The 26,075-nt window shown below is 70.4% G+C and carries 24 protein-coding genes and 1 riboswitch; of the genes, 6 read left to right on the plus strand and 18 right to left on the minus strand.

Annotation, left to right across the window (positions count from 1 at the left end):
* Positions 1 to 23: 23 nt before the first annotated feature.
* From OG741_RS07365 to ribD, 6 genes are read right to left on the minus strand one after another with little or no spacing between them, the layout of a single operon-like run.
* Positions 24 to 296, minus strand: a complete 273-nt coding sequence (locus OG741_RS07365; RefSeq protein WP_142215995.1) for a phosphoribosyl-ATP diphosphatase — start codon at positions 294 to 296, stop codon at positions 24 to 26.
* A 34-nt stretch (positions 297 to 330) separates the two neighbouring features.
* Positions 331 to 816, minus strand: a complete 486-nt coding sequence (gene ribH, locus OG741_RS07370) for a 6,7-dimethyl-8-ribityllumazine synthase (RefSeq protein ID WP_142215996.1) — start codon at positions 814 to 816, stop codon at positions 331 to 333.
* Positions 817 to 871: 55 nt separating this feature from the next.
* Entirely contained in the window at positions 872 to 2,161 is a 1,290-nt protein-coding gene (locus tag OG741_RS07375) for a bifunctional 3,4-dihydroxy-2-butanone-4-phosphate synthase/GTP cyclohydrolase II (RefSeq protein ID WP_405596015.1), read from the minus strand.
* A complete protein-coding gene (locus tag OG741_RS07380; protein WP_405596016.1) occupies positions 2,158 to 2,811 on the minus strand; it encodes a nicotinamide riboside transporter PnuC in 654 nt (217 codons plus the stop codon). Before OG741_RS07380 ends, OG741_RS07375 begins: the two co-directional genes overlap by 4 nt.
* Positions 2,808 to 3,434 (minus strand): riboflavin synthase, encoded by a 627-nt coding sequence (locus OG741_RS07385; RefSeq protein ID WP_405596017.1) that lies wholly within the window; start codon positions 3,432 to 3,434, stop codon positions 2,808 to 2,810. The genes OG741_RS07380 and OG741_RS07385 overlap by 4 nt, the downstream gene beginning before the upstream one ends.
* A 2-nt stretch (positions 3,435 to 3,436) precedes the next feature.
* Positions 3,437 to 4,531 (minus strand): bifunctional diaminohydroxyphosphoribosylaminopyrimidine deaminase/5-amino-6-(5-phosphoribosylamino)uracil reductase RibD, encoded by a 1,095-nt coding sequence (ribD, locus tag OG741_RS07390; RefSeq protein WP_405596019.1) that lies wholly within the window; start codon positions 4,529 to 4,531, stop codon positions 3,437 to 3,439.
* A 154-nt stretch (positions 4,532 to 4,685) separates the two neighbouring features.
* Positions 4,686 to 4,816, minus strand: a riboswitch (FMN riboswitch).
* Positions 4,817 to 5,045: 229 nt separating this feature from the next.
* Here ribD and OG741_RS07395 point away from each other — a divergent pair.
* Complete coding sequence (locus OG741_RS07395) at positions 5,046 to 5,783, plus strand: SDR family oxidoreductase (protein WP_405596020.1); 738 nt, start codon at positions 5,046 to 5,048, stop codon at positions 5,781 to 5,783.
* A 22-nt stretch (positions 5,784 to 5,805) separates the two neighbouring features.
* Here OG741_RS07395 and OG741_RS07400 read toward each other — a convergent pair whose 3' ends face one another.
* Entirely contained in the window at positions 5,806 to 6,975 is a 1,170-nt protein-coding gene (locus OG741_RS07400; protein WP_405596022.1) for an ROK family transcriptional regulator, read from the minus strand.
* Between the two features lie 88 nt (positions 6,976 to 7,063).
* On the opposite strand from OG741_RS07400, the gene OG741_RS07405 reads away from it, so the two are divergent.
* Positions 7,064 to 8,275: an MFS transporter gene (locus OG741_RS07405; RefSeq protein ID WP_405596024.1), complete on the plus strand. Its 1,212-nt coding sequence runs from the start codon at positions 7,064 to 7,066 to the stop codon at positions 8,273 to 8,275.
* 413 nt (positions 8,276 to 8,688) lie between these two features.
* Positions 8,689 to 9,393 carry a DUF5995 family protein gene (locus tag OG741_RS07410; protein ID WP_405596025.1) on the plus strand — a complete coding sequence of 235 codons (705 nt, stop codon included), beginning with the start codon at positions 8,689 to 8,691 and terminating at the stop codon, positions 9,391 to 9,393.
* 95 nt (positions 9,394 to 9,488) lie between these two features.
* Here OG741_RS07410 and OG741_RS07415 read toward each other — a convergent pair whose 3' ends face one another.
* From OG741_RS07415 to OG741_RS07445, 7 genes are all read right to left on the minus strand, one after another.
* Entirely contained in the window at positions 9,489 to 11,186 is a 1,698-nt protein-coding gene (locus OG741_RS07415; RefSeq protein WP_405596027.1) for a flavin monoamine oxidase family protein, read from the minus strand.
* A gap of 72 nt (positions 11,187 to 11,258) precedes the next feature.
* The gene (locus OG741_RS07420; protein WP_405596028.1) at positions 11,259 to 12,056 is read right to left on the minus strand and encodes a carbon-nitrogen hydrolase family protein; all 798 of its coding nucleotides are present in this window, start codon (positions 12,054 to 12,056) and stop codon (positions 11,259 to 11,261) included.
* A 209-nt stretch (positions 12,057 to 12,265) separates the two neighbouring features.
* Positions 12,266 to 12,721: an Lrp/AsnC family transcriptional regulator gene (locus OG741_RS07425; protein WP_266489437.1), complete on the minus strand. Its 456-nt coding sequence runs from the start codon at positions 12,719 to 12,721 to the stop codon at positions 12,266 to 12,268.
* 10 nt (positions 12,722 to 12,731) lie between these two features.
* A complete protein-coding gene (locus OG741_RS07430) occupies positions 12,732 to 14,198 on the minus strand; it encodes an amino acid permease (protein WP_405596029.1) in 1,467 nt (488 codons plus the stop codon).
* Between the two features lie 244 nt (positions 14,199 to 14,442).
* Positions 14,443 to 14,811, minus strand: coding sequence for a DUF742 domain-containing protein (locus OG741_RS07435; RefSeq protein ID WP_405596030.1), 369 nt, complete (start codon positions 14,809 to 14,811; stop codon positions 14,443 to 14,445).
* Between the two features lie 3 nt (positions 14,812 to 14,814).
* Positions 14,815 to 15,237 (minus strand): roadblock/LC7 domain-containing protein, encoded by a 423-nt coding sequence (locus OG741_RS07440; RefSeq protein ID WP_266489433.1) that lies wholly within the window; start codon positions 15,235 to 15,237, stop codon positions 14,815 to 14,817.
* The gene (locus OG741_RS07445) at positions 15,230 to 17,491 is read right to left on the minus strand and encodes a nitrate- and nitrite sensing domain-containing protein (RefSeq protein ID WP_405596031.1); all 2,262 of its coding nucleotides are present in this window, start codon (positions 17,489 to 17,491) and stop codon (positions 15,230 to 15,232) included. The genes OG741_RS07440 and OG741_RS07445 overlap by 8 nt, the downstream gene beginning before the upstream one ends.
* 131 nt (positions 17,492 to 17,622) lie before the next feature.
* Between OG741_RS07445 and OG741_RS07450 the strand changes: the two genes are divergently transcribed.
* Both OG741_RS07450 and OG741_RS07455 read left to right on the plus strand, forming a co-directional pair.
* Positions 17,623 to 18,666: a GDSL-type esterase/lipase family protein gene (locus tag OG741_RS07450; RefSeq protein ID WP_405596033.1), complete on the plus strand. Its 1,044-nt coding sequence runs from the start codon at positions 17,623 to 17,625 to the stop codon at positions 18,664 to 18,666.
* Between the two features lie 33 nt (positions 18,667 to 18,699).
* Positions 18,700 to 19,083 carry an ATP-binding protein gene (locus tag OG741_RS07455; RefSeq protein ID WP_405596034.1) on the plus strand — a complete coding sequence of 128 codons (384 nt, stop codon included), beginning with the start codon at positions 18,700 to 18,702 and terminating at the stop codon, positions 19,081 to 19,083.
* Positions 19,084 to 19,229: 146 nt separating this feature from the next.
* Here OG741_RS07455 and OG741_RS07460 read toward each other — a convergent pair whose 3' ends face one another.
* From OG741_RS07460 to rpe, 4 genes are all read right to left on the minus strand, one after another.
* Complete coding sequence (locus tag OG741_RS07460; RefSeq protein WP_266489425.1) at positions 19,230 to 20,105, minus strand: RNA polymerase sigma factor SigF; 876 nt, start codon at positions 20,103 to 20,105, stop codon at positions 19,230 to 19,232.
* 174 nt (positions 20,106 to 20,279) lie between these two features.
* Positions 20,280 to 21,722: a GuaB1 family IMP dehydrogenase-related protein gene (locus OG741_RS07465; protein WP_405596036.1), complete on the minus strand. Its 1,443-nt coding sequence runs from the start codon at positions 21,720 to 21,722 to the stop codon at positions 20,280 to 20,282.
* A 167-nt stretch (positions 21,723 to 21,889) separates the two neighbouring features.
* On the minus strand, positions 21,890 to 22,924 hold the full coding sequence (locus tag OG741_RS07470) for a sugar-binding transcriptional regulator (protein WP_266489420.1): 1,035 nt from the start codon (positions 22,922 to 22,924) through the stop codon (positions 21,890 to 21,892).
* Between the two features lie 75 nt (positions 22,925 to 22,999).
* Positions 23,000 to 23,686: a ribulose-phosphate 3-epimerase gene (gene rpe / locus OG741_RS07475; RefSeq protein WP_142216015.1), complete on the minus strand. Its 687-nt coding sequence runs from the start codon at positions 23,684 to 23,686 to the stop codon at positions 23,000 to 23,002.
* 157 nt (positions 23,687 to 23,843) lie between these two features.
* On the opposite strand from rpe, the gene OG741_RS07480 reads away from it, so the two are divergent.
* Positions 23,844 to 26,042: an MMPL family transporter gene (locus tag OG741_RS07480; protein ID WP_405596038.1), complete on the plus strand. Its 2,199-nt coding sequence runs from the start codon at positions 23,844 to 23,846 to the stop codon at positions 26,040 to 26,042.
* The last annotated feature ends 33 nt before the right edge of the window (positions 26,043 to 26,075 follow it).

Here is a 26,075-nt window from a genome sequence, read left to right on the forward strand (position 1 = left end):
TGCGTATGTGACGGGGGCGGTGCTCAGAGGTGGGCGTAGACGTCGTCGAGAGAGATCCCGCGCGCGACCATCATCACCTGGACGTGGTACAGCAGCTGGGAGATCTCCTCGGCGGCGGCTTCCTTGCCCTCGTACTCGGCGGCCATCCACACCTCGGCGGCTTCCTCGACGACCTTCTTGCCGATGGCATGCACACCCTTGTCCACCAGCTCGGCGGTGCGGGAGGTGGCAGGGTCGCCGTTCTTCGCCTTGAGCTGCAGCTCGGCGAAGAGCTCTTCGAAGGTTTTGTTCGCCATGATGGTCCCCACCCTACGACGAAGGGCCTTCTCCTCAGCGCCAGGGTTCAGATACTGAACGCAGGATGGTCGCGGTGGAGAGTGCGGCGGTGACCGCCTCGTGGCCCTTGTCCTCGTTCGATCCCTCAAGACCGGCCCGGTCCAGCGCCTGCTCCTCGGTGTCGCACGTCAGCACACCGAAGCCGACGGGGACGCCGGTGTCGATGGAGACCTGGGTGAGGCCCTGGGTGACGCCCTGGCACACGTACTCGAAGTGCGGGGTTCCGCCGCGGATGACGACCCCGAGCGCGACGATCGCGTCATAGCCGCGACCCGCCAGCACCTTGGCGACCACCGGGAGCTCGAAGCTGCCGGGGACACGCAGCAGCGTCGGCTCGTCGATGCCCACCTCGTGCAGGGCGCGCAGGGCGCCGTCGACGAGGCCGTCCATGACCTTCTCGTGCCACTGGGCCGCGATCACCGCCACCCGGAGGTCGCCGCAGTTGCGTACGGACAGTTCGGGTGCACCCTTGCCGCTCATTTTTCTCCCTTGACGCTTTCTGTCGTGCTTCTCGCGCTCGTGCTTCTCGCGCTGGTTACTGGTTGCCGCAGGCGGACGCGGTGGAGGCGTCGAGCCAGGGCAGGTCGTGTCCCATCCGGTCCCGCTTGGTGCGCAGATACCGGAGGTTGTGCTCGCCCGCCTGGACGGGCATCGGCTCGCGGCCGTGGACCGTGAGTCCGTGCCGGACGAGCGCGGTGATCTTGTCGGGGTTGTTGGTCATCAGCCGGAGGCTGCGTACGCCGAGGTCCTCGAGGATCTGGGCGCCCGCCGCGTAGTCGCGGGCGTCGGCGGGCAGGCCGAGTTCGAGGTTGGCGTCGAGGGTGTCGCGGCCGCGTTCCTGGAGTTCGTACGCACGCAGCTTGGACAGCAGGCCGATGCCGCGGCCCTCGTGACCGCGCAGATAGACGACGACACCGCGGCCGGTCTTGGTGATGTGCTCCATGGAAGCCTGGAGCTGGGGACCGCAGTCGCAGCGCAGCGAATGGAAGATGTCGCCGGTCAGGCACTCGGAGTGGACGCGGACGAGCACGTCCTCGCCGTCGCCGATCTCGCCGTGTACGAGGGCGACATGCTCTATGCCGTCGACGGTCGAGCGGTAGCCGTAGGCGGTGAACTGCCCGAAGGACGTGGGCAGATTGACCTCGGCCTCCCGCTTGACGGTCGGCTCTGAAGAGCGGCGGTAGGCGATCAGGTCCTCGATGGAGATGATCGTCAAGCCGTGCTTGCGGGCGAACGGAATCAGCTCGGGCAGACGCAGCATGACCCCGTCCTCGCCCGCGATCTCCACGATCGCACCGGCGGGGCGCAGTCCCGCGAGCCGGGCGAGGTCGACGGCGGCCTCGGTGTGGCCGTTGCGCACCAGGACCCCGCCGGGCTTGGCGCGCAGCGGGAAGACATGTCCGGGGCGTACGAAGTCGGAGGCCTCGGCCTTGCCGCCGGCCAGCAGCTGGAGGGTGGTGGCGCGGTCGGCGGCGGAGATACCGGTGGTGACGCCGAAGGCCGGGCCCGCGTCGACGGAGACGGTGAAGGCCGTCCGCATCGACTCGGTGTTGTGCTCGACCATCTGCGGCAGGTCGAGCCGCTCCAGCTCCTCACCCTCCATGGGGGCGCAGATCAGGCCGCGGCACTCGCTCATCATGAAGGCGACGATCTCGGGTGTGGCCTTCTCGGCGGCGATGACGAGGTCGCCCTCGTTCTCGCGGTCCTCGTCGTCGACGACCACGACGGGCCGTCCCGCCGCGATGTCTCGGATGGCGTGCTCGACCGGGTCGAGGGCGAAGTCCTCGACGTTGTCGGTGGAGTACCAGGTGGGCTGAGCAGTCATGCTGCCGCTCCTTCCAGGGAGGGCTTGGCGCTCGTACGGGAGCGCAGCCACCAGTCGCGCATGCCCCACAGGACGAGCGCGCCGTAAATGATGTAGACGAATCCGGAGAAGGCGAAGCCGTTGGCGAAGTTGAGCGGCACGCCGACGAGGTCGACGAGCAGCCAGGCGAACCAGAACTCGACCATGCCGCGGGCCTGGGCGTACATGGCGACCAGCGTGCCGACGAAGATGTACGCGTCGGGCCAGGCGTCCCAGGACAGCGACGGGTAGAGGGTGAACAGGCCGCCGACGGCGAGCGTGCCGACGGCCGCGGCGGCGGCGAGGACTCCTCGCTCACGCGAGGTGGCGAAGCGGACCGCGATCGAGCCGTCCTGCGCCTGCTGCCGGCCGCGGGTCCACTGCGACCAGCCCCAGGCCGCGACGACCATGACCACGACCTGCTTGCCGGCACTGCCGGTGAGATGCGCGGAAGCGAACGCGACGAGAAGGATGAGACCGGAGGCGAACTGCGCGGGCCAGGTCCAGATCGAGCGACGCCAGCCGAGCGCGAGGGCGGTCAGGCCGACCAGGTTGCCGATCATGTCGGCCCACTTGATGTCCTGGCCGAAGGCCGTGAAGGCCTCGCTGTTCAGCCAGTCGACGGCACTCACTTCGCGCTCTCCTCGGCGTCCGCGGCGTCCGCCGACCGCGCGCCGAGCAGCCGCTCGACGTACTTGGCGATGACGTCGACCTCGAGGTTGACCGGGTCGCCGGGCTGCTTGATGCCGAGCGTGGTCAGCGCGAGGGTGGTGGGGATGAGGCTGATGGTGAAGTAGTCGGGTCCGGCGTCGACGACCGTGAGGCTGACGCCGTCGACGGTGATGGAGCCCTTCTCGACGACATAGCGGGTGAGGTCGGCGGGGAGGGAGATCTTCACGATCTCCCAGTTCTCGGAGGGCTTCCGCTCGACGATGGTGCCCGTGCCGTCGACATGGCCCTGGACGATGTGCCCGCCGAGCCTGCCACCGACCGCCATGGGCCGCTCCAGATTGACCCTGGAGCCTGCCTGGAGCGCGCCGAGACTGGAGCGGCCCAGCGTCTCGGCCATCACATCGGCGGTGAACTCGCCGTCGCCGAAGTCGACGACGGTGAGGCAGACGCCGTTGACGGCGATGGAGTCGCCGTGCTTGGCACCTTCGGTGACGACGGGGCCGCGCAGTCGGAAGCGGGAGGAGTCGCCGAGGTTATCGACGGCGGTGACCTCACCCAGTTCTTCAACGATTCCGGTGAACACGCTCAGCGCTCCTTCGGGGCGGTTTGGGGTACGGCGGTGATGCGCAGATCGGGGCCGATGCGTACGGTCTCGGTCAGCTCGAGCCGCAACGCTTCGGTGATCGTGGAGATTCCTGCGTCGGCGAGGGCGGCGGGGCCCGCGCCGAGGAGGACGGGGGCGAGATAGCCGACGACCTTGTCGACGGCGCCCGCGGCGACGAAGGCTCCGGCGAGCGTCGGGCCGCCTTCGAGGAGTACGGAGCGGATGCCGCGCTGGTGGAGGGCTTCCAGCAGGGCCGCCACGGACAGGCCGCGCCCGGCGCGGGGCAGCCTCACGACCTCTACGGCGTCGGGCAGTTGAGGCTCGGCGTCCTCGGCGACCGCGATCAGCGTGGGCGCGGCGTCGTCGAGGACACGGGCGCCCGGCCCGACCGCGGTGGCCTCGGTGTCGAGAACCACCCGCAAGGGCTGGACGGCGCCTTCGATGCCGCGCACCGCGAGATGCGGGTCGTCGGCGCGGGCGGTCCCGGACCCGACGACGACGGCATCGGCCTCGGCGCGCAGCCGGTGGACGTCGGCGCGCGACTCGGACGAGGTGATCCAGCGGCTGCTGCGGTCCTTGGCCGCGATGCGGCCGTCGAGTGTGGCCGCGTACTTCCACAGGACGAAGGGGCGGCCGAGGCGTACGGAGGTGAGCCAGGCGATGTTGCCCGCTTCGGCCTCGTCGGCGAGCAGGCCCGACTCGACCCGGACTCCGGCGGCGCGCAGGGTGTCGCCGCCTCCGGTGGCCTGGGGGTTGGGATCGCCGACCGCGTAGACGACCCGGCTGATCCCGGCCTCGATGAGCGCCTGGGCGCAGGGGCCGGTGCGGCCGGTGTGGTTGCAGGGTTCGAGGGTGACGTACGCGGTACCGCCGCGGGCCCGATCGCCCGCGTCCCGCAGGGCGTTGACCTCGGCGTGCGGGCCGCCGGCGCGCTGGTGGTGACCCGCACCCGCGGGCTCTCCGGAGGAGTCGAGAATGACGCACCCGACGACCGGGTTGGGGCTGGTGGAGCCGAGTCCGCGGGCGGCGAGCATGATGGCTCGGCGCATGGCGTCCACGTCGGCTGCGGTGGCCACCGGGTCCTCCTGCCTCTTCGGGCACGGACTCCGGGGCCTGTCGATGACGACAGAGAGCGGAACAACACTTCACGGCAGTCGCCGAGGCCGAGCACACCGACCGCCGCAGAGCGGCGATCAGCCACTACGGCCGGCGTACCGGAAAGGTCGCCCGCCGCGCACTGCCTCCCATCCGGACTTTCACCGTCGGTCCAGGAATTTCACCTGGTCAACCGGCCGCTGGATGCGGACGGGTCGCGGACTATAACCGCCGGTTCGGAATTACACCGACCCCGGAGTGCGCTGCTGCTGATACAGGGCCAGTGTGCCATGCCGCGCATGGGCTGTACGAGTGACCAACTGTGGACTGGCTCACAAGGTCCCCTCCGGTCGGCCGGTTCTGACCTATTGACCGCCCTGGTCTAGTCCTTTTAATCTCGGCGGCACCTCCGCTGTCCGTGGAGTGTCGACCGCCCGGCGGCGGAGAACCGGCCCTTGCCGCCGCCGGGTCTTCGGCCTCTGACAGGCTGAGGCCATGACGACGATCCTGGTGACAGGTGGTACGGGAACGCTGGGCAGCCTGCTGTGCGAGCGGCTGCGCGGGCGCGGACACGACATACGGGTGCTCAGCCGCCGCGCGAATCCGTACGCCGTGGATCTGCGCGAGGGTACGGGCCTGGACGCGGCGGTCGAGGGCGTGGACGCGATCGTGCACTGCGCCACCAGTCCGCGCGGCGGTGACGACAGGGCCGCCGGGCAGCTGCTCGCGGCCGCGCGCAGGGCCGCGGTGCCGCATCTGGTGTACGTCTCGATCGTCGGCGTGGACCGGCTGCCGCTCGGCTATTACGGCGTCAAGCACAAGGTCGAGCGGATGATCGAGGAGTCGGGTTCCGGCTGGACGGTGCAGCGGACCACGCAGTTCCACGATCTGGTGTTCCGCCTCATCGCCGGCGCGGCCCGGCTGCCCGCGCTTGCGCTGCCCTCGGGGGTGAGCGTCCAGCCGATCGACACGGGTGAAGTCGCCGACCGGCTGACCGAGTTGGCCCTGGGCGCTCCGGCGGGCCGGGTCGCGGACATGGGCGGCCCGGAGGTCCGCCCGCTCGCGGATCTGGCCCGCGCCTATCTCGGCGCGACGGGCAAGCGCCGCCCGATCCTGCCGGTGCGGCTGGCCGGGAAGGCGTACGCGGGCTACCGCGACGGCGCGCACCTGACGCCCGAACGGGCCGTCGGGAAGGTCACGTTCGAGCAGTTCCTGACGCGACGGCTCGGCTGAACGGACACCCCCAGGGGGCGCCTCAGCCTCCTGGGGTGAAGAGTTCGTTCTGTGCCGCCTCGCGCGCCGTGAGCAGCGCGCCGCTCAGGACCGCCGTGCCGCCCAGCTCCCCGGCACGTACCTCCGTACGCAGCGGGGAGAGCCCGGCCACCCGGGACTCGACCCGGGCCGCCAGCTCCGCGCCGCCGGCGTGGCCGACCTCGCCGCCGAGGACCACGCAGCCCGGGTCGAGTACGGCGGCGACCGCGGCCACACCGAGGGACAGCCGGTGGGCGAGGGCGTCGAGGAAGTCGCCCCGCCCGGCCGCCACTGCCGACCGCACCAGCTCCGCGGCCGGGGGCTCCCCGCGCCGGTCGGCCCCGACGCCGTGGTCGGCAGCGAGCTCGCAGATCGCGGCGGATCCGGCCAGTGAATGGAAGCCGCCGCCGCAGTCGACCGCGGAGGGTGTGCCCGTCGTGCCGGGCACCGGCAGGAAGCCGATCTCCCCCGCACCTCCGGAGGCACCCTTGCGGAGCCTGCCGTCGAGGAAGAGGGCCGCCCCGACGCCGTGTCCGAGCCACAGGAGGACAAAGGTGTCGCGGTCGCGTGCCGCGCCGAGGCGCTGTTCCGCGACGGCTGCCAAATTGGTCTCGTTCTCGACGAGCACCCTGGCGGGCAGCCTCTCCTGGAGGGCGGCGACCAGACGGCGGTGCCAGGCGGGCAGGCCCGAGGTGTCGCGCAGTTCGCCGGTGACCGGGTCGATCAGGCCGGGCGCACCGATGCCGACGCTGTGCAACCGGGGCGCGCCCGCCTCGCGTGCGGTCCGTTCCAGCAGCGCGACCGCCTGCTCGACCGCAGGCTCGGTGCCGGTGTCGCTGCCGATCGGGAGCGAGGCCTCGGCCAGGGTGACGCCGAGCAGATCCGCGACGACGACGGTCACGCTCTGGGTCCGTACGTCGAGAGCGGCCAGGTGCGCGCGGTCGGCGACGATCCCGTACACCCTGGCATTGGGGCCACGGCGCTCCGTGCCCGCCTCGCCGACGACCTGGATCAGGCCGGAGCCCTGCAGGCGCTCCACCAGGTCGGCGACGGTGGGCCTGGAGAGTCCGGTCCTGGTCTTCAGCTGCCCTGCCGTCAACGGCCCTTCCTGCTGCAGCAGTTGCAGGGCGTGCCGGTCGTTGATGGCACGGGCGGTGCTCGGTGATGCGGGCATGCCGGAATCCTTCCAGATCCCGCCCTCACTATTTATCAGGCAGGGTCCCTGATAGTTTACGCGGCACGACGACGGGGAGGGGCAGGGCATGGCGAACGAAGTGGTCTTCGGTCACCAGAGATTGAGGCGGGCGCGCTATGCCATCGCCGCCGTCTTCTGCGTGCACGGCGCGGTCACCGGCAGCTTCGCCACCCGGATCCCCTGGATCCAGGACCACGCGTCGGTCGGCGCCGGGCAGCTCGGTCTCGCGCTCGCCTTCCCCGCGCTCGGCGCGTCCGTGGCCATGCCGCTGGCCGGAAGGGTCAGCCACCGGTTCGGCGCGCGCAACGCGCTGCGGGGGCTGATCGTCCTGTGGACCCTCTCGCTGACCCTGCCGTCCTTTGCCCCGAATGTGCTCGCGCTGTGCGCGGCGCTCTTCGTGTTCGGGGCAACGGCGGGGATGGCCGACGTGGCCATGAACGCCCTCGGCGTCGAGACCGAGAACCGGCTCGACCGGTCGATCATGTCCGGGCTGCACGGCATGTGGAGCGTGGGCGCGCTGATCGGCTCGGCGGGCGGCACGCTCGCGGCCCACCTGGGCAGCGACGCCCGGCTGCACCACGCGCTCGCCGCCCTGACGCTCACCCTGCTCGGGCTCGTCGCCTGTCAGGGCGTACTGGACCTGCGCAGCGCGCCCGACGAGGCACCGCCGCCGCGGTTCGCGCTGCCGCCCAGGTCGGCGCTGGTCATCGGCGCGATCGGGTTCTGCGCGGTGTTCGCGGAGGGCGCGAGCCTGGACTGGTCGGCGGTGTATCTGCGGAACGAGATGGACACATCGGCCGGTCTCGCCGCCGCGTCCACCACCGCGTTCGCGCTGACCATGGCGGTGGCGCGGCTGGCCGGCGACCGGATCGTGGACCGCTTCGGGCCGGTGCGCACGGTACGGGTGGGAGGCGTGCTGGCGACGGCCGGCGGACTGCTGGTCGTCTTCGCCTCGCATCCGGCCGTGGCGATGACCGGCTTCGCGTTCATCGGGCTCGGGGTCGCCGTCGTCGTACCGCTGGCCTTCGCGGCGGCCGGGCGCAGCGGGCCGAACCCGAGCCAGGCGATCGCGGGCGTCGCCACGATCACGTACACCTCGGGGCTGATCGCGCCCTCGGCGATCGGGGCGGTGGCCGACGCGACAAGCCTGGTGGTCTCCTTCGGCCTGGTGACGCTGCTTGCGTCCGGGCTGGTCGTGGGCGCGGGGGTACTGCGGTCGGCAGGGCGGGACAGCGTGAAGTCCGGCGTCGCGGACGCGGTGGTCGAGCGGCTGCCCTGACGCGAGGGTGCGGGCCTGGGCTTGTCGACGACGGTCCAGGGCCCTTGTCCGAGCCGGCTGTCGGCGCGTACGACAAGTGCCTGAACTGCCTTGCTCAGTGCCGGATCGCCCTGGTCGAGCCGCGATTTGGCCTCGGTGAGCCGCTTGCCGTCGATCACCACCGTCTTCGGCACCGGATACGAGCCGGACGTGGCCGCGGCCCGGACGACGTGATCGGTACGAGCACGGTGGCACAGGCGGCGACAGCCGTGAGCACAACTCCCAGGCGCCGTCGGGGTCTTCCGGCCATCGCACCGCGGCGCGGGCGGCACCCGTGAAACCCGGCGTACGACGCCTCTGCCGCCCGTCCTCCGTTCTGGGGAAGCCCCGGCCCGTCACCGCGCCATTTCGCCGCCGGCTGGGACGCTGCCTGCATGGCGCAGATGGAACATGTCGCGACCCGGGCCGGCCGTCACCTCTTTCCGGTCGACTCCGTGGTGGAACGGATGCACGAGCTGCGCGACGACTGGCCCGTCACGGACGGGGTCGCCGTCTTCAACCGGGTGTATCTGGCCGTCACGCAGGAGATCGACCGGCACATCGACGGCGGTGGCTTCCAGGACCGCCGGGCCGCCGCCACGCTGGACGTGCTCTTCGCCCGCCGCTATCTGGCCGCCGTGGACGCGGCGGCGGAGGGACGCCGTCCGCCGGCCTGCTGGCGGCCGCTGTTCCAGTACCGGCGCCATCCCGGCGTACGGCCACTGCAGTTCGCGCTCGCAGGCATCAACGCGCACGTCGGGCACGATCTGGCACTCGCCGTGGTCGACGCCTGCCGGGAGCTCGACTGCGAACCCGCCGGTCTCGAGGCCGAGTTCGACCGCGTCGGCGACATTCTCACGCTCCTTGAGGAGCGCATCCGCGAGGATCTGATGCCGGGCCCCGATCTGCTGGAGATCGCCGATCCGCTCACCCACCTGGTCGGCTCCTGGAGCCTCGACCGGGCTCGCGAGGGCGCCTGGTCGGCGGCGCGGCTGTTGTGGGAAGTACGAGAACTCCCCGGCCTGGCCGAGGAGTTCACCGAGCGGCTCGACACGGGTGTCGGTCTCGTCGGGCGCTGTCTGCTCACGCCCTGGCGCTGACAGGGCGTCGACAGGGCGTTCCGTGCGGCAGACGCCCGAGCAGTTGAACACCGTCCGGGGCCGGCCGGATCGCGGCCGGCCCCGGACGGTCGCTTTCAGTCCTCCGGCAGTTCGACCGGAGCGATCTCGTCGTACAGGTCGCCGGGGCCCGGATTGCTCGGGTCGGTCGCCCCGCCGAACTGGTGCATCACGCCCCACACCGCGTTCAGCGCGGTCTGCACGGCGCCCTCGGCCCAGCCCGCCGTCCAGGAGATGTCGTCGCCCGCGAGGAAGATGGCGCGCTTGTCCTCGGGCAGCCCGTCCTGCATGAAGTGCGTGAACAGGCGGCGCTGGTAGCGGTAGTGGCCCGGCAGGTTCGCCTTGAACGCGCCCATGAAGTACGGCTCGTTCTCCCAGGACACGGTGACCGGGTTGCCGATGATGTGGCTGCGGATGTCGACGTTCGGGTAGATCTCGCCCAGGGACTTGAGCATGACCTCCATCCGCTCGTTCGCCGGCAGCGGCAGCCACTTGAGGCTGTCGTCGCACCACGTGTACGAGAGGCAGATGACGGCCGGCTTGTCGGGCCCGTTGTCGAGCAGGTAGGTGCCGCGGGTCATCCGGTCGGTGAGCGTCATCGACATGACGTCACGGCCCGTCACCTCGTCCTTGTCCAGCCAGAACGGCCGGTCGACCGGGACGAACAGCTTGGACGACTCCATGTAGTGGGTGCGCTCCATCGCCGTCCAGTGGTCGATGGGGAAGAGCGAGTCGTCACAGGCGATCTTGGAGAGCAGCATCCAGGACTGCGCGGTGAAGATTGCCGCCTTGTACGTACGGATGTCGCCGGAGGCGTCGGTGACGGTGATCCGGTTGCCCGCGGTGCGGTGCATGCGGGTCACTGCCGGCTTCGGGTCGCCCTCGTGCAGGGAGGACAGCGAGGTACCGGGCGCCCAGTAGGTGATCTTGGCGGGCTCGCGGTCCCAGAGCCGCAGCGGCAGCTGCTGGCTGCCCTCGACGATGCCGCGGTGGTGGTCGTCGGCCTCGGAGTAGACGACGCGCAGGATCTCCAGGATGGAGTTGGGGAAGTCGGTGTCCCAGCCGCCGGTGCCGAAGCCGACCTGGCCGAAGATCTCGCGGTGCCGGAAGGACTTGAAGGCCTCGGACTCGCAGAGGAAGCCGTAGAAGGTCTGATTGTCGAGCTTCTCGACCAGCTTCGCCCAGATCTCGCGGATACGCGGCACGTCGCGCTCACGCATGGCGCGGTTCATGTCGGAGAAGTCGGCGCCCTCCTCCAGACAGGCGTTCCAGGCGTCCATCACATCGCGGTAGACCTGCGGCAGGTCGTCGATGGTCTCGGCGTAGTGGGACTCGCCCTTGAGGTCGACGACGGTCGACGGGGTGCTCGGGGCAAGGGGGTTGGGGAAGGGCTGCGTGGTCAGACCGACCAGGTCGATGTAGTGCTGAAGCGCGGTGGAGGAGGGCGGGAAGCGCATCGCGCCCATCTCGGCCGACAGTTCGTTGGTGCCGGTGCCCTCGAAGCCGACGGTGCGCAGCCGGCCACCGATCTGGTCCGCCTCGTAGACGACGGGCTTGAGGCCCATCTTCATCAGCTCGTACGCGGCGACGATGCCGGAGAGCCCGCCGCCGATGACGGCGACCTCGGTGCCGTGCTCGGTCGCGGGTATCTGGCCCAGGCCCGCCGGGTGGGCGAGGAAATCGTCGTACGCGTAAGGGAAGTCCGGACCGAACATGGTGATCGGCGGCTGCTCGTCGGCGTGCTGGACAGCAGTGGTGGGCACCGTGGACGTCATGGGGTACGGACTCCTTGCGGGGAAAGCGTGTGCGGCGAGCGGGGAGAGGTTCAGATCCGAGCGGGGAGAGGTTCAGATCAGGGAGCCGTAGAGGCCCGGGCGGCGGTCGCGCAGATAGGGATTGGCCTCGCGGGAGGCGCTCAGCAGGGCCGGATCGACCTCGCCGACGACCAGTTCCTCGCCCCGCCCGGCGCGGACGCGGGTCGTGCCGTCGGGGCTCGCCAGGCAGCTGAGTCCGACGAACTCGAACTCCCCTTCCGGGCCTGTCCTGTTGACGTACGCGATGTACATCTGGCTCTCGAAGGCCCGCACCGGGACGACCGACTCGGCCACGAACTGGAAGGGGTGCATCTGGGCGGTGGGCACCAGCAGCAGATCGGTGCCGGCGAGCGCGTGCGCCCGGACGTTCTCCGGGAACTCCACGTCGTAGCAGATCAGCATGCCGATCCGGATCCCGCCGAGCTCGGCCTGGACAACCGGCTGCTCGCCCGGGGTGAACCACTGCTGCTCGAAGCAGCCGAAGAGATGGGTCTTGCGGTAGTTCGCGAGGCTCTCGCCCTCGGGGCCGATCAGCTGCGCGGAGTTGAAGATCTTCTCGCCGTCCCGCTCGGGATAGCCGTACATCACCGCGATGCCGTGGCGGCGGCCGATCTCGGCGACGGACCGGGCGGCGGGGCCGTCGGCGGGCTCGGCCAGCACGGGCACCTGGTCGCCGATCGCGTACCCGGTCAGAAACATCTCAGGGCCGATCAGCAGTCCGGCACCGGCCGCCGCCGCGCGGGCCGCGGCCTCGTCGAGCACCTTGAGGTTCTCGGCGACCGAGCCCGGTCGGCCGGAGCTCTGGAGCAGGGCGGTGCGCAGCGGGGGCATCGGCAACCTCTGGGCGATGTATGCGGGGTGAAGAAGACATTAAAACGGTACGGTCCGGACTCCCGCCGGGACAACCCGCGACCGTTGCGTGTCGATGGCCGATCCATTGCGCCGTGCCCGCCCGCGGCGGTGATTCGTTGCGTGCCGCCGCATCGGAGCGGCGTCACCGGTCGGAGCGGGATCGCAGAAACAGTCCGGGATCAGCCCGCTCAGGCGGGCGCGCCCGAGGAGAAGCGCCGCAGCAGCGGGGAGAGCACCAGCACCGATTTGGTGCGCACGACGAACGGCTCGCCCGCGATCCGCTCCAGCACCCGCTCGAAGTGGCGCATGTCGGAGGCGAAGACCTGGACGATCGCGTCCGCCTCACCGGTGACGGTGGAGGCGGACACGACCTCTGGGTAGCGCTCCATGCCGCGGCGGATGGCGTCGGGCGAGGTGTTGTGGCGACAGTAGATCTCGACGAAGCCCTCGGTCTCCCAGCCGAGCGCCGCCGGGTCCACCCGGACGGTGAACCCGGTGATGGCGCCTTCGGCGCGCAGCCTGTCGACCCGCCGCTTGACGGCGGGCGCGGAGAGGCCGACCTCGGAGCCGATGTCCGCGTAGGAGCGGCGGGCGTCCTCGGCGAGGGCGTGGACGATGCGTTCGTCGAGTTCGTTCAGTCGCACTGCGGGTGGATCACTTCTCTGCCGTGGCCAGTCGGGAGCGGCGCATGCCGTATCCGAAGTAGAACACGAGGCCGACGATCATCCAGCCACCGAAGACCATCCAGGTGGTGCCCGGCATCGTGTACATCAGATAGGCGCAGAAGGCGAAGCCGAGGATCGGGGTGAGCGGGAAGAGCATCACCGTGAAGGTGCGGTTCATGTCGGGGCGCTTGTAGCGCAGGATCACCACGGCGACGTTGACCAGTGCGAAGGCGAAGAGCGTGCCGATGCTGGTGGCGTTGGCCAGTTCACCGAGCGGGATGAAGGCCGCGAGGGCTCCGCAGAAGAGCGAGACGATGACGGTGTTGGCGCGCGGGGCGCCGGTGCGCGGGTTCACCTTGGCGAACAGCTTGGGAACCAGGCCGTCGCGGGACATCGCGAACAGGATGCGGGTCTGGCCATAGAGCACGGCGAAGACCACCGACGCGATGGCGACGACCGCGCCCGCGGCGAGCACGACGCCCCAGATGCTCTGGCCGGTGACGTCCTTCATGATCTGGGCCAGGGCCGCCTCGGTGCCTTCGAAGTCCTGCCACGGCATGGCGCCGACGGCGACGAGCGCGACCAGGCAGTACAGCACGGTGACGATCAGCAGCGACAGCATGATCGCGCGCGGCAGGTCCCGCTTGGGGTTCTTGGCCTCTTCACCGGCGGTGGAGGCAGCGTCGAAGCCGATGTACGAGAAGAAGAGGCTGGCCGCGGCGGCGCTGATCCCGGTCACGCCGAGCGGGGCGAGCGGGGTGTAGTTGCCGGCCTTGATGCCCATGAAGCCGATGCCGATGAAGAGCAGCAGCGTCACGATCTTCACGCCGACCATGACGGTGTTGATCCGGGCGCTCTCCTTGGCACCGCCCATCAGGAAGACCATCGCGAGAAGCACGACCACCAGCGCCGGCAGGTTGATGAGGCCGCCCTCGCCCAGCGGTGCGGAGACCGCTTCGGGGATGGTGACACCGATGGTGCCGTCGAGCAGCTCGTTGAGGTATTCGCCCCAGCCGACGGCCACGGCGGCGACCGAGACGCCGTACTCCAGGATCAGACACCAGCCGCAGATCCAGGCGACGATCTCGCCCATGGTGGCGTACGAGTACGAGTACGAGGAGCCGGAGACGGGGATGGATCCGGCCAGCTCCGCATAGGAGAGCGCCGAGAACAGCGCGGTCAGGCCGGCGATGACGAACGAGATCGCGACCGCCGGACCGGCCAGCGGGGTGGCCTCGCCGAGCACGACGAAGATGCCGGTGCCGAGCGTCGCACCGATGCTGATCATGGTCAGCTGCCACATGGTGAGCGAGCGGCGCAGTGAGCCGCCCTCGCCCTGGCCGCCCTCGGCGACCAGCTGCTCGACGGGCTTACGCCGCATCAGCCGGGCGCCGAGGCCCGGGCTTTGGGCGGTGGACGGCTCGGTGGCGGGTGGGGCTGCGCCGGCGTCAAGCACTGCGGGGCTCCTTCATGGCTGCGGGTCGGCGGCGGGTGACCGGCGGCCCGCGGGCATGGCGAAGAAGCCCGCGCATGAGGGGAGGGAACCGCCGAGCAGACGGTCACCGCCACTCCTGGTACGGGGAGTGAGCCTACGAGCCGCACGCTCGTGCCCGTAATGCAGGGTTGTTGCGCATCTGCGAACGATCATTGCGCGATGACGGGCGCCACGGGGAAACATTGCGCTCCGGTGAAAGAAAGCCTCACAGCTCCCGAAGACGGTCGACGATTTCGCGCAGCAGCCCGGGGTCGTCGAGACCCTCGTGGGTGACCGGTGCGGAGACCCTGACGAGCCCGGCTTCGACCAGATCGGCGAGCAGGACACGTACGACGGTCAGCGGCAGATCCGCGTCGGCGGCGATCTCGGCGACGGGGCGCGGCTCGCGGCGTACCAGTTCGAGCAGGGAGCTGCGGGCATGGTCGAGCGGCGGCGCGGACCCGTCGAGGTCGAGGGCCGTGACCTGGGACATCAGATCGATGCCGTGCTCGGAGGCGGGACGGGTCCGGCCCTGGGTGACGGTGTACGGCCGCACCAGGGGACCGGTCTCGTCCTCGTACCAGTGGTCGCTCACGGGTCAGGCGTCGGTCGCCTCGGCGGCCGAGCGCGTGGGGACGGCCATGTGCCGGCCCACCCGCTTGACCAGCAGTGCCATCTCGTGGGCGAGCTGCCCGACGTCGGTCTCGATGTCGGAGAGCACCGCGAGCCTGCTGCCGTCGCCGGCCGGGGTGATGAAGAGGAAGGCGTTGTCGAGCATGACCATCGTCTGGCGGACGCTCCCGGCCTCGAAGCGGTCGCCCGCTTCCTTGGCGAGGCTGTGGAAGCCCGCGCACACGGCGGACAGATGCTCGATGTCCCGCCTGACCATGCCGCGGGACGCGCTGCTGACCAGACCGTCGGCCGTCAGCAGCACCGCCTGGCGGACGTGGTCGGTCCTGGCCAGCAGATCGTCCAGCAGCCAGCCGAGGCCCGACTGATCGCCGGTGCTTGTCTCAGCCATCGTCGTCCGTCCCTTCATCTGTCGTGCGGGGGCGCCGTGCGGCGCTCGGCGACGCGGGGCCGACGCTATCGCCCTTGCGGCCACGGTCGAGGCCGGCCTGGAAAGCTCCGAATATCGAGCGCATCTCTTCCGGGGACACCTCACGTTCGGGTCCGCCGGCCGCTGCCGGGGGCGTCTCGCGCAGTGGGGCGGCGAGCGAGGCCTGGCGGACCCGGGTGGGCAGCCCGCCCAGCGGCGGACCTGGGGCGGCCGGTGGCGCGGGCTCGGGTTCCTCGGGGGCACGGTCGTGCACCGCGGGCACGGCCTCCAGCGTCCTGGGAGCGGGCACGGCACGCACCGGCCGGGGCCTGTCCCGGGGCTCGGCGGCCGGCTCCTCGACGGGGGCGAGGATCGCGTGCGGCAGGAGCACCACGGCGGTGGTGCCGCCGTACGGCGACCTGGTGAGGGTCACGCCGATCCCGTGCCGCTCGGCGAGCCGCCCGACGACGTACAGGCCGAGGCGCTCGTCCTGCGCCGGGTCGAAGTCGCCGGGATGCGCCAGTGTCCGGTGGGCCTGCTCCAGTTCACCGGCGTCCATGCCGAGCCCGCGGTCGTCGATCTCCAGCACGAAGCCGTTGCGGGCGTCCGAGGTCCGCATGGTGACCTGGGTGTGCGGCGGGGAGAACGCGGCGGCGTTCTCCATGAGTTCGGCGAGCAGGTGCACCACGTCGGCCACGGCCTCCGCGCCGATACCGACGGCGGGCATCGGCGGCACCACGACCCGGGTGTAGTCCTCGATCTCACCGGCCGCCGCGGACACGATGTCGGCCACCGGCACCGGCCGGCGCCAGCGGCGTCCCGGGGTCGCGCCGGAGAGGATGATGAGCCCTTCCGCGTGGCGTCGCATCCGGGTCGTCAGATGGTCGATCCGGAACAGGTCCTCCAGCGTGTCCGGGTCGCTGGTGCGCCGCTCCAGCGTGTCGACCAGCTTGGACTGACGGTGGACCAGTGCCTGGTTGCGGCGGGCGATGTTGAGCAGTACGGCGAAGATTCCGCGGCGCAGCGTCGCCTGCTTGACTGCGGCCTCGACGGCCGCCAGACGCGCGGCGTTGAGCGCCTGCCCGACCTGGCCGATCTCGTCCGGGCCCCGGTGGTCGTCGCCGAAGTCCAGTGGCGGGGCGACCGCCGCCGCGTCCACCTCCTCGCCCGCGCCGAGCCGCTCCATCACGTCGGGCAGCTGCCGGGTGGCCAGCACATCGGCGGCGTCGCGCAGCTCCTCCAGACGGCGCGAGATGCGCCGCCCGCTGACCATCGAGAACCGGATCGACAGACCGACGGCGACCAGCCCGAGCACGCCGACGACGGCCGCCTTGACCATCTCGCGGTAGGCGAAGGCCCGCCCGCGGTCGGCGGTGTTGAGCGCCGAGTCGGTACACAGCAGCATGTACCGCTTGACCGCGCGGTCCGTCGTGGTCCGCCACGACTCGGCGGCCATGGCCTTGCCCGCGCCGGACGCGCCCGCGCGCAGCAGGGCGTCCTCGCCCGCGGTCAGCGCCCGGTACTCCTCGCCCTTCTCGAAATCGGCGAACAACTGCCGGGAGTCGTCAGGGAGATCGGCGACGTACGTACGGTGGAAGACCCGCCGGTCCTCGATGGTCGCGGTGAGCGTGTCGTACTGCTGGTCGGTGAGGCGGCCCGAGGCGCGCGCCCCGGCCACGAGCGCGTCCTCGCGGGAGACGAACTCCCGTACGCGCACCAGCTCGACGACGACCTGGCTCTCGCGGGCCATCTGACCGGCCTGGAGGGCGGTCAGTGTGGACTGCACGTCGAAGGTCGGCTCGACCATGGAGGTGTACGCGTCGACGGCGCCGTCCCAGGAGATCGTCCGCGCCATCACCTTCTCCCGCAGGTCTTCGAGACCGTCGACGGAACGGGCCATCGTGTCGAGGGACTGCCGCTGACGTCCGGACAGATCCTCGCGCCGGTCCCCGTCACCGATGGCTTCGCGCATGGCACGCACGGCCCGGTCGGTCGAGCGCTGCTGCTGGGTCAGAGCGGCGACGGCCGCGGAACTGTCCTTGCGCCCGGCTCCCAGATACTCGGCGGAGATCCGGCGTTCGATCTGGATCTGGCCGACGGCGGTGTCGACGGGCGTGCCGAAACTCTCGTACACACCCTGTACGCGGATCAGGGCCCGCAGGTCTCCCGTCACCGACACCATGGCGAAGGTCCACAGCGCCATCAGGGCGATGACGGGTATGACCGTCAGAGTCACGATCCGTCCACGGATCGTGGGGCGGCGCAATCGCCGGCGCATGGTCTCCCCAGAGCAATAGGACAACTGATCAGCGGTGGTTACCCCCCGGTAGGGGCAGTCAAGCTACGCGACGGGACAGGGACAACGCAATGTTCCTGGAGGTAACCGCCCCCAACCCCTGGAGGTCCCCGGTGAGCTGGCTCGATCCCCGCCCCTTTCTGTGTGGAGTTGCCTGGCTGGAGCAGGGACGCGCGGTGCGCGCGGACCCCTCGGATCTTGGAAGGCTGCCGTGGGACACCGTGCAGCGCGCGGCACTGCCCATCGGTGTGCGGCTGGAGTTCACCGCCGAGGGCGCGCACGCGGTGGAGATCCGCTACCGCGCCTCGGTGCCGGGAGAGACCGATGCCCTGCGCACCGTCGCCCACTGCTTCGCCCTCTGGCAGGACGGCGCCCTCGTCTCCGAGACGATCGCCGAGCCCGCCGAGGAGACGGTGGTCACCGTTCCCCTCCCCGCCGGTGCCCGCGGCCGGTTCACGGTCCACCCACCGGAGGCCCAGTCCCCCGTGATCCTCGGTCTGCGCGGCATCGGCGGCATCATCGCGCCCGCGCCCCGTCAGCCGCGCTGGCTCGTCCACGGCGACTCCATCACCGAGGGCTGGTGGTCCACCCGCCCCGCCCACTCCTGGCCCGCCACCGCCGGCCGGATGCTGGGCCTGGACACGGTGAACCTCGGCTACGCGGGCACGGCCCGCGGCGAACTGGCCACCGCGGAGCAGCTGTCGGCCCTCCCCGCCGATGTGATCACTCTCGCCTTCGGCACCAACTGCTGGACCGGAGTGCCGTGTTCGGCCCCGCTGCTGTACGAGACGACGCGCGCGTTCATCGCGCTCGTACGCCAGGGGCATCCGCGGATCCCGCTGCTGGTCCTCTCCCCCGTGCTGCGGCCCGAGGCCGAGCAGGTCCCCAACCGGCTGGGCGCGACGCTCGCCGACCTGCGTACGGCGATGGAGCGGGCCGTCCTGGACAGCGGGGAGGCCACCGGCGACGGGCGGCTCCTCCTTCTGTCGGGAGGGGACCTGATCGACGCCTCCCAGCTGTCCGACGGCGTGCACCCCGACGACGAGGGCCATGCCGCGATGGCGGCCGCAGTCGCCGGCGTACTGCGCACGAAACTTGTCCAGGAAACCGACTGATAGAAGTGCGACAAGTGGGGTAGACGAGCCGAGATGGACGCGGAACCACATGTGGTGATCGACCACTCGCCACAGATAGACAGCGCGGGGGCCCGAGGGGCCACCGCGGAGTTTCTGCTGCAGCACTGCCCCTGGGCCGACCTGGACGCGGTGCTGCTGGTCGTTTCCGAACTGGTCTCCAATGCGGTACGGCACACCGCCGGATGGTGGCAGCTGCATCTGAGGGCGGGGCAGGACACGCTGGTGGTCGAGATGGACGACTCCAGCCCGCTGCCTCCGGTGCCGCGCGAGCCCGACTTCGCCGGCGGCGGCGGTTTCGGCTGGCACATGGTGCTGAGTCTCGCCACACAGGTGGAGGTCTGCCCCCTGCCGTACGGAAAGCGGGTGCAGGCGACCTGGCTGCGGCAGGCGCACTAGCTCACTGATCCGGCCTGATCGACCGGACAGGGCCTGATGGGGGTGTCCGGTGGATCACCCCCGACCGCGCACACGGGAAAGCGGCGTCCCGGACGGCCGGGACGCCGCTTCTCCCGTGGGGGGTCCTCGGGGGGGCGACGGGTGGATCACTCCACGACGAGCAAGCCCTCACGCAGCCGCTTGGTGATCCGCGTCAGCAGCCGCGACACATGCATCTGCGAGACGCCGAGCTCCACTCCGATCTCCGACTGGGTCATCTCCTCGCCGAAGCGCATGCGCAGGATCCTCTTGTCCCGGTCGTCGAGCTCCTCGATGAGCGGCTTGAGTGCCTGGACGTTCTCCGCGATCTCCAGATCGGCGTCCGGCGCGCCCAGCCGGTCCGACAGCGGCACCGGCGCGTGGTCGGAGGCGTCGTCCATGGGCATGTCGATCGAGCCCGCGGTGTAGCCGTTGCTGGCGACCACGCCCTCGATGATCTCCTCCTCGTCGAGCCCGAGGTGCCCGGCGAGCTCGGAAGTGGTCGGCGCCCGGTCCAGCTCCTGGGAGAGCTCGTCGGTCGCCTTCGCCAGATCGATCCGCAACTCCTGCAGCCTGCGCGGCACATGGACTGCCCAGCTGGTGTCGCGGAAGAACCGCTTGATCTCTCCGACGATGTACGGAACGGCGAACGTCGCGAATTCCACCTCGCGGCTCAGCTCGAACCGGTCGATCGCCTTGATCAGGCCGATGGTGCCGACCTGGACGATGTCGTCCATCTGCTCGGCCCGGTTGCGGAACCGGCCCGCCGCATACCTGACCAGCGCCAGGTTCAGCTCGATGAGGGTGTTTCGTACGTACTGGTGCTCATGCGTCCCCTCGTCAAGCGAGGCAAGCCGTACGAAGAAAAGCTTCGAGATCTCGCGCGCGTCTCTGGGTGCTACCTCTCCAGGATTCGGCACAGACGGAAGATCCAGCTCCGCCATGTTCGGGCGCTGTGTGCCAGGCTGTGTGAGTTCGGTCGTGACCGTGCTCGCCGTGGACACTTCGTCCTCCCCTGCTCGTGGTCAGTGCAGGGCGCGTATACCCAGGGATGCGCTACGCATGCCTGCGCGATCGGGAGTTGAGGAATTACCGCGTCCGGCCGCCGCGAGCTTCGCGAGGGCCGGACGTGGCGTGGTCGATCCTGGGTCCTGTCGGGCCGATCTTGCCGGACTGAATTAGTTCCAGCTGGCGTGCAGCGCCTTGCCCTCGGCGTAACCGGCGGCGCTCTGGATGCCGACGATCGCCTTCTCGGCGAACTCCTCCAGCGAGCCCGCACCCGCATAGGTGCAGGAGGAGCGGACGCCCGCAATGATCGAGTCGATCAGGTCCTCGACACCCGGACGGGTCGGGTCGAGGAACATCCGCGAGGTGGAGATGCCCTCCTCGAACAGCGCCTTGCGGGCGCGGTCGTACGCCGACTCCTCGCTCGTACGGTTGCGCACGGCGCGCGCGGACGCCATGCCGAAGGACTCCTTGTACAGGCGCCCGTCGGCGGCCTGCTGGAGGTCGCCCGGGGACTCGTAGGTCCCGGCGAACCAGGAGCCGACCATGACGTTGGAGGCACCGGCCGCCAGCGCCATGGCGACATCGCGCGGGTGGCGCACACCGCCGTCGGCCCAGACGTGCTTGCCGTACTTCTTCGCCTCGGCGGCGCACTCGAGCACGGCCGAGAACTGCGGACGGCCGACGCCCGTCATCATGCGGGTGGTGCACATGGCGCCGGGGCCCACACCGACCTTGATGATGTCCGCGCCCGCCTCGATCAGATCGCGTACGCCCTCGGCGGCGACGATGTTGCCCGCGACGATGGGCACCTGCGGGTCGAGCCCGCGGACCGCCTTGATCGCGGTGATCATCGACTCCTGGTGGCCGTGCGCGGTGTCCACCACGATGGTGTCCGCTCCGGCGTCGAGGAGCTGCTTGGCCTTGCCGGCGACATCGCCGTTGATGCCGACGGCGGCGGCGATGCGCAGCTTGCCGTTGGCGTCGACGGCCGGGGTGTAGAGGGTCGCGCGCAGGGCGCCCTTGCGGGTGAGGATGCCGGCGAGCCGGCCGTCCTTGTCCACGGCGGGGGCGTAGCGGCGGTTGGCGTGGTCGAGTTTGTTGAAGGCGTCGCGCGGGTCGATGTCCGCGTCGAGCAGCAGCAGGTCCCGGGACATGACCTCGGACAGCTGAGTGAAGCGGTCCACGCCGGACAGGTCGGCGTCGGTGACGACACCGACGGGCCGGTGGTCGGCGTCGACGACGACGCCCGCGTCGTGGGCCCGCTTCGGCAGCAGGGACAGCGCGTCGGCGACGGTCTGGCCGGGGGCGAGCACGATCGGGGTGTCAAGGACGAGGTGACGCGTCTTGACCCAGGAGATGACCTCGGTGACGACGTCGATCGGGATGTCCTGGGGAATGACGACGAGGCCGCCGCGGCGGGCGAGCGTCTCGGCCATCCGGCGGCCCGCGATGGCGGTCATGTTCGCGACGACCAGCGGGATGGTGGTGCCGGTGCCGTCGGGGGAGGACAGGTCCACGCCCTGGCGGGAGCCGACGGCCGAACGGCTCGGCACCATGAATACGTCGTCGTACGTCAGGTCGTACGGCGGCTTCAGGTCATTGAGGAAACGCACGTGCAGAACATCCCAGTCGATCGGAGTTGGCCCCCGGGCATCTCAGCCGGGGAAATCGCACGTACTTCATTGTCCCATGGCCGTACGCAAGTGATGCCCGGGCAAAAACTCCAGCTCACGGGCATGGCCCCCGGCAGATCCTCCAAACGATCCCGTCCCCGCGTGCGTCAGTCGTCCGGGTCCGCCCGGTCCAGCGCGGGCCGCGGCCCCGGGGGCGCAGCCAGCAGATGGTCCGCGGCGGCGGTGTCCGTCACCAGGCTGGTGACGAGCCCGGAGCGCAGTACGGCCGCGATCGCCTCCGCCTTGCGCTGACCACCCGCGATCGCCACCACCTCGGGGATACGGCGCAGCCGGTCGGCCTCGACCGTGATGCAGCGTTCGCCCAGGTCACGGCCGACCCGGCGGCCCTCCGCGTCGAAGAGGTGCGCGGACATCTCGGCGGCGACGCCGAGCGAGGCGTAGTGCGCGCGCTCCTCGTCGGTGAGCATGTCGTGCACGGTCGAGATGCCCGGCTCCCACGAACCGATGGAGACGGCGGCGACGGTGACCTTGTCGAAGTACTCGAAGGCACGGGCGATGCCGGTCTGGTTGCGCAGGGCCGCGGCGGTGGCCGGGTCCGGCAGCAGCATCGGGGCGTAGATGGGGTGGGCCTCGCCGCCGGAGACCTGCGCGGCGCGCCGGACGGCCTCGACCGAGCCGCGCTCGGCGGTCCCAGCGTCGTACACGCCCGTGAGCTGCACGACCGTGCACGGTGGCAGCCGGTCGAGCGCGGCGGCCATATGGATGGTGGACCGGCCCCAGGCCAGCCCGAGCACATCGCCCTCGTTCACCAGCTCGCCGAGGAGGTCGGCGGCCACTTCGCCGAGGTTCTCCGGGTCGGGCGACTCCTCCTCGCCCTCCGCCGGGGATTCGACGACGACCGCGTGCCGCAGTCCGTAGCGGGCACGGAGCGCGTCCGAGCGCTCCGCGTCCAGCTCTGCGGGTACGCGGATCTCGATCCTTACAAGATCACGTTCGAGTGCGGTTTCCAGGACCCGGGCGACCTTGAAGCGGCTGACGCCGAACTCCTCAGCGATCTGGATCTTGGATTTGCCCTCGAGATAGAAGCGGCGGGCCATGGCCGCCGCCTGCACCAGCTCAGCGGGTCCCATCCGCATGGCTGACCGGCCCGTCGACACCGCGATCTCCTCACTGCTGTACACACTACGGATCCGTCATCCTGTCAGATCCGGCGGTTCTTGATCAGCCCTGTTGGGTTGAGTTCACTTGCTTGTGGCTCAGTGGTTGCAAGCCCACGCCGCCGAGGAGATGGTCTCCTCGGCCTTGGCGCGCAGCGAGCGCACCGCCTGCGCCGGGTCCTTGGCCCCGTAGACCGCCGAACCGGCGACGAACACATCCGCGCCCGCTTCGGCACACCGTTCGATCGTCGCGTCCGATACGCCGCCGTCGACCTGGAGCCACAGCTCGAGGCCGTGCTTGGAGATCAGCTCACGGGTGCGGCGGATCTTCGGCAGCATGATGTCGAGAAATGCCTGACCACCGAAGCCGGGCTCCACCGTCATGATCAGCAGCATGTCGAGCTCGGGGAGCAGGTCCTCGTACGGCTCGATGGGCGTCGCGGGCTTGAGCGCCATCGAGGCGCGGGCGCCCTTGGCCCGGATCTCCCGCGCGAGGCGTACCGGCGCGGCCGCCGCCTCGACATGGAAGGTGACGGATCCGGCCCCCGCTTCGACGTACTGCGGAGCCCACCGATCGGGGTCATCGATCATCAGATGGCAGTCCAGCGGGGTGTCCGTCGCCCGGCTGAGAGATTCCACGACCGGCACGCCCAGGGTCAGATTGGGCACGAAGTGGTTGTCCATGACATCGACATGCAGCCAGTCGGCGCCTTCGACTGCCTTCGCCTCCTCCGCCAGGCGCGAGAAGTCGGCGGAGAGGATACTGGGGCTGATCTGTACGGCCATGGGCCAAGCCTGCCACGTTCCGGAGCGCTTCCCTTCCGCGGTACGACTCCCGGTACGGACCAATGGCTCCCCGGATCAGCACACTCCGTGCAATCCTGGCGATTCGGCCCACAAGTGAGGGCGATGCGGCCCGCCGCGAGGGGTAATTGGGGGCGTCATGCCGGACGCAATCAAGGGACAGGAGCGGCCCAAGAAGGGTGTCGCGCATTTCGTCTGCGGGCGGCGCAGCAAATGGGTCGTCGTGGTGCTGTGGCTGGCGGTGATGGTGCTCGCCTTCCCGCTGGCATCGAAGCTCGGCGACGCCCAGGACAACGACGCCGCGTCCTGGCTGCCGGGCAGCGCCGAATCGACCCAGGTGCTCGAGGAGTCCAAGGAGTTCAGGCCCGAGGTCATCCCGGCGGTGGTCATCTACGCGCGCGACAGCGGGCTGACCCCGGCCGACCGGCAGCAGATCAACGAGGACGTCGCGGAGATCAAGCAGCTGCGGGACCACGGAGTGCGCGGCAACGAGACCCGCGGCCCCATCTTCGACCGGCCGGTCGACCCGCGGGCCGCCCAGGTCTTCGTGCCGATCACGATGGACGAGAAGGGCTGGGACCGGATCGCGCCCGCCGTCGACTCCATCCGCGAGATTACGGGCAAGAGCAGCACCGGGCTGGAGGTGCACATCACCGGCCCCGGCGGCACGGCCGCCGACTTCTCCGAGGCCTTCGAGGGCATCGACTCGACCCTGCTGTTCGCGGCCATGACTGTCGTGATCGTGATGCTGCTGATCACCTTCCGCAGTCCGACGCTGCTGCTGGTCCCGTTGATCTCGGTGATCGTCGCGCTCTCCGCCGCGCAGGCGCTGATCTATCTCCTGGCCACCCATGCCGATCTGACCGTCAACGGGCAGAGCGCGGGCATTTTGACCGTCCTCGTCTTCGGCGCGGGGACGGACTATGCGCTGCTGCTGGTCGCCCGCTACCGGGAGGAGCTGCGCCGTCACGAGGACCGGCACGAGGCCATGGCCCTGGCGCTGCACCGCGCCGGGCCCGCCGTGCTGGCCAGCGGCGCGACCGTGGTGCTCGGCATGCTGGTCCTGCTGTTCGCCGAAATGAACTCCACCAGCGGTCTCGGCCCGGTCGCCGCGATCGGCGTCGCGGTCGCCCTGGTGGCCATGATGACGCTCTTCCCCGCCCTGCTGGTGATCTTCGGCCGCTGGATGTTCTGGCCCGCGATCCCGCACCTCGGCTCGGCCGAACCCACCGAGCGGGGCTTCTGGTCCCGTACGGGACGGCGTATCGCCGGCCGCCCGCGAGCGACATGGGGCATCACCGCCGTCATCCTCGCGGCCTTCGCGCTGGGGCTGACCCAGCTGCGGGCCGAGGGGATCAGCAATGCCGACGCCTTCACCGGCGAACCCGATTCGATCGTCGGGCAGTCCGTTCAGGCCCAGTACTTCCCCGCGGGCAGCGGCGACCCCCTGGTGATCATCACCAATGCGCCACAGGCACGGACGGTCGGCGAGACCGTCGCCACGACCTCCGGCGTGGTTCCCCGGTCGATCACCATCCCGCCCGGCACCAAACCCCTCAACGACGGCCGCGTGCTGTTCGAGGCGACCATGACGGATCCCGCGGACAGCCAGGCGGCCAGGGACACGGTCGAGCGGGTACGGGACGCCGTGCACGCGGTCCCGGACGCCGATGCCCAGGTGGGCGGCGGCACGGCGGCGGTGCTGGACGCGGAGACCGCCACCACGCGGGACAACTATGTGATCATTCCGCTGGTCCTGGTCGTGGTGCTGCTGGTGCTCACGCTGCTGCTGCGCGCCGTGGTCGCCCCGCTGCTGCTGATCGGGACGGTGGTGCTGTCCTTCGCGGCAGCGCTGGGCCTGAGCGCGCTGGCGTTCCGCTACATCTTCGACTACGCCGGCGAGGCGACGGACTTCCCGCTGTTCGTCTTCGTCTTCCTGGTGGCGCTGGGCATCGACTACAACATCTTCCTGACCACCCGTATCCGCGAAGAAGCGGGCCGCCAGGGCACCAGACGGGGCGTGCTGACCGGCCTGGCTGCGACGGGCGCGGTCATCACCTCGGCGGGCCTGGTCCTGGCGGGCACCTTCGCGGCGCTGGGCACACTCCCGATGGTCGCCTTCGCGGAGATCGGCTTCGCGGTGGCGCTGGGCGTGCTGCTCGACACCTTCGTCGTACGGTCCGTGCTGGTCACCGGTCTGTTCCTGGACGTGGGGCCGAAGATCTGGTGGCCACATCGACTGGCCCGCGAGGACGAGCCACGGACACCGGAGCCCGCGGTGGCGGGCAGCGGGGTGTCGGGCGGAGGTTCCTCGCCGAACAAGCCCGAAGGGTCCTGAGACAACGAGCACCTGAGGCTCGGACCTGTCCGG

Origin of the sequence: Streptomyces sp. NBC_01410, assembly GCF_045040195.1 — a bacterium.
GTDB lineage: Bacteria > Actinomycetota > Actinomycetes > Streptomycetales > Streptomycetaceae > Streptomyces.

Bases quoted from the DNA above. Each gene is read 5' to 3' on its own strand.
- OG741_RS07455 (WP_405596034.1), top strand. From the start codon at position 18,700: ATGGACGCGGAACCACATGTGGTGATCGACCACTCGCCACAGATAGAC.
- OG741_RS07400 (WP_405596022.1), bottom strand. From the start codon at position 6,975: ATGCCCGCATCACCGAGCACCGCCCGTGCCATCAACGACCGGCACGCC.
- ribH (WP_142215996.1), bottom strand. From the start codon at position 816: ATGAGCGGCAAGGGTGCACCCGAACTGTCCGTACGCAACTGCGGCGAC.
- OG741_RS07395 (WP_405596020.1), top strand. From the start codon at position 5,046: ATGACGACGATCCTGGTGACAGGTGGTACGGGAACGCTGGGCAGCCTG.
- rpe (WP_142216015.1), bottom strand. From the start codon at position 23,686: ATGGCCGTACAGATCAGCCCCAGTATCCTCTCCGCCGACTTCTCGCGC.
- OG741_RS07405 (WP_405596024.1), top strand. From the start codon at position 7,064: ATGGCGAACGAAGTGGTCTTCGGTCACCAGAGATTGAGGCGGGCGCGC.
- OG741_RS07410 (WP_405596025.1), top strand. From the start codon at position 8,689: ATGGCGCAGATGGAACATGTCGCGACCCGGGCCGGCCGTCACCTCTTT.
- OG741_RS07450 (WP_405596033.1), top strand. From the start codon at position 17,623: ATGTTCCTGGAGGTAACCGCCCCCAACCCCTGGAGGTCCCCGGTGAGC.
- OG741_RS07415 (WP_405596027.1), bottom strand. From the start codon at position 11,186: ATGACGTCCACGGTGCCCACCACTGCTGTCCAGCACGCCGACGAGCAG.
- OG741_RS07375 (WP_405596015.1), bottom strand. From the start codon at position 2,161: ATGACTGCTCAGCCCACCTGGTACTCCACCGACAACGTCGAGGACTTC.
- OG741_RS07440 (WP_266489433.1), bottom strand. From the start codon at position 15,237: ATGGCTGAGACAAGCACCGGCGATCAGTCGGGCCTCGGCTGGCTGCTG.
- OG741_RS07480 (WP_405596038.1), top strand. From the start codon at position 23,844: ATGCCGGACGCAATCAAGGGACAGGAGCGGCCCAAGAAGGGTGTCGCG.
- OG741_RS07365 (WP_142215995.1), bottom strand. From the start codon at position 296: ATGGCGAACAAAACCTTCGAAGAGCTCTTCGCCGAGCTGCAGCTCAAG.
- OG741_RS07420 (WP_405596028.1), bottom strand. From the start codon at position 12,056: ATGCCCCCGCTGCGCACCGCCCTGCTCCAGAGCTCCGGCCGACCGGGC.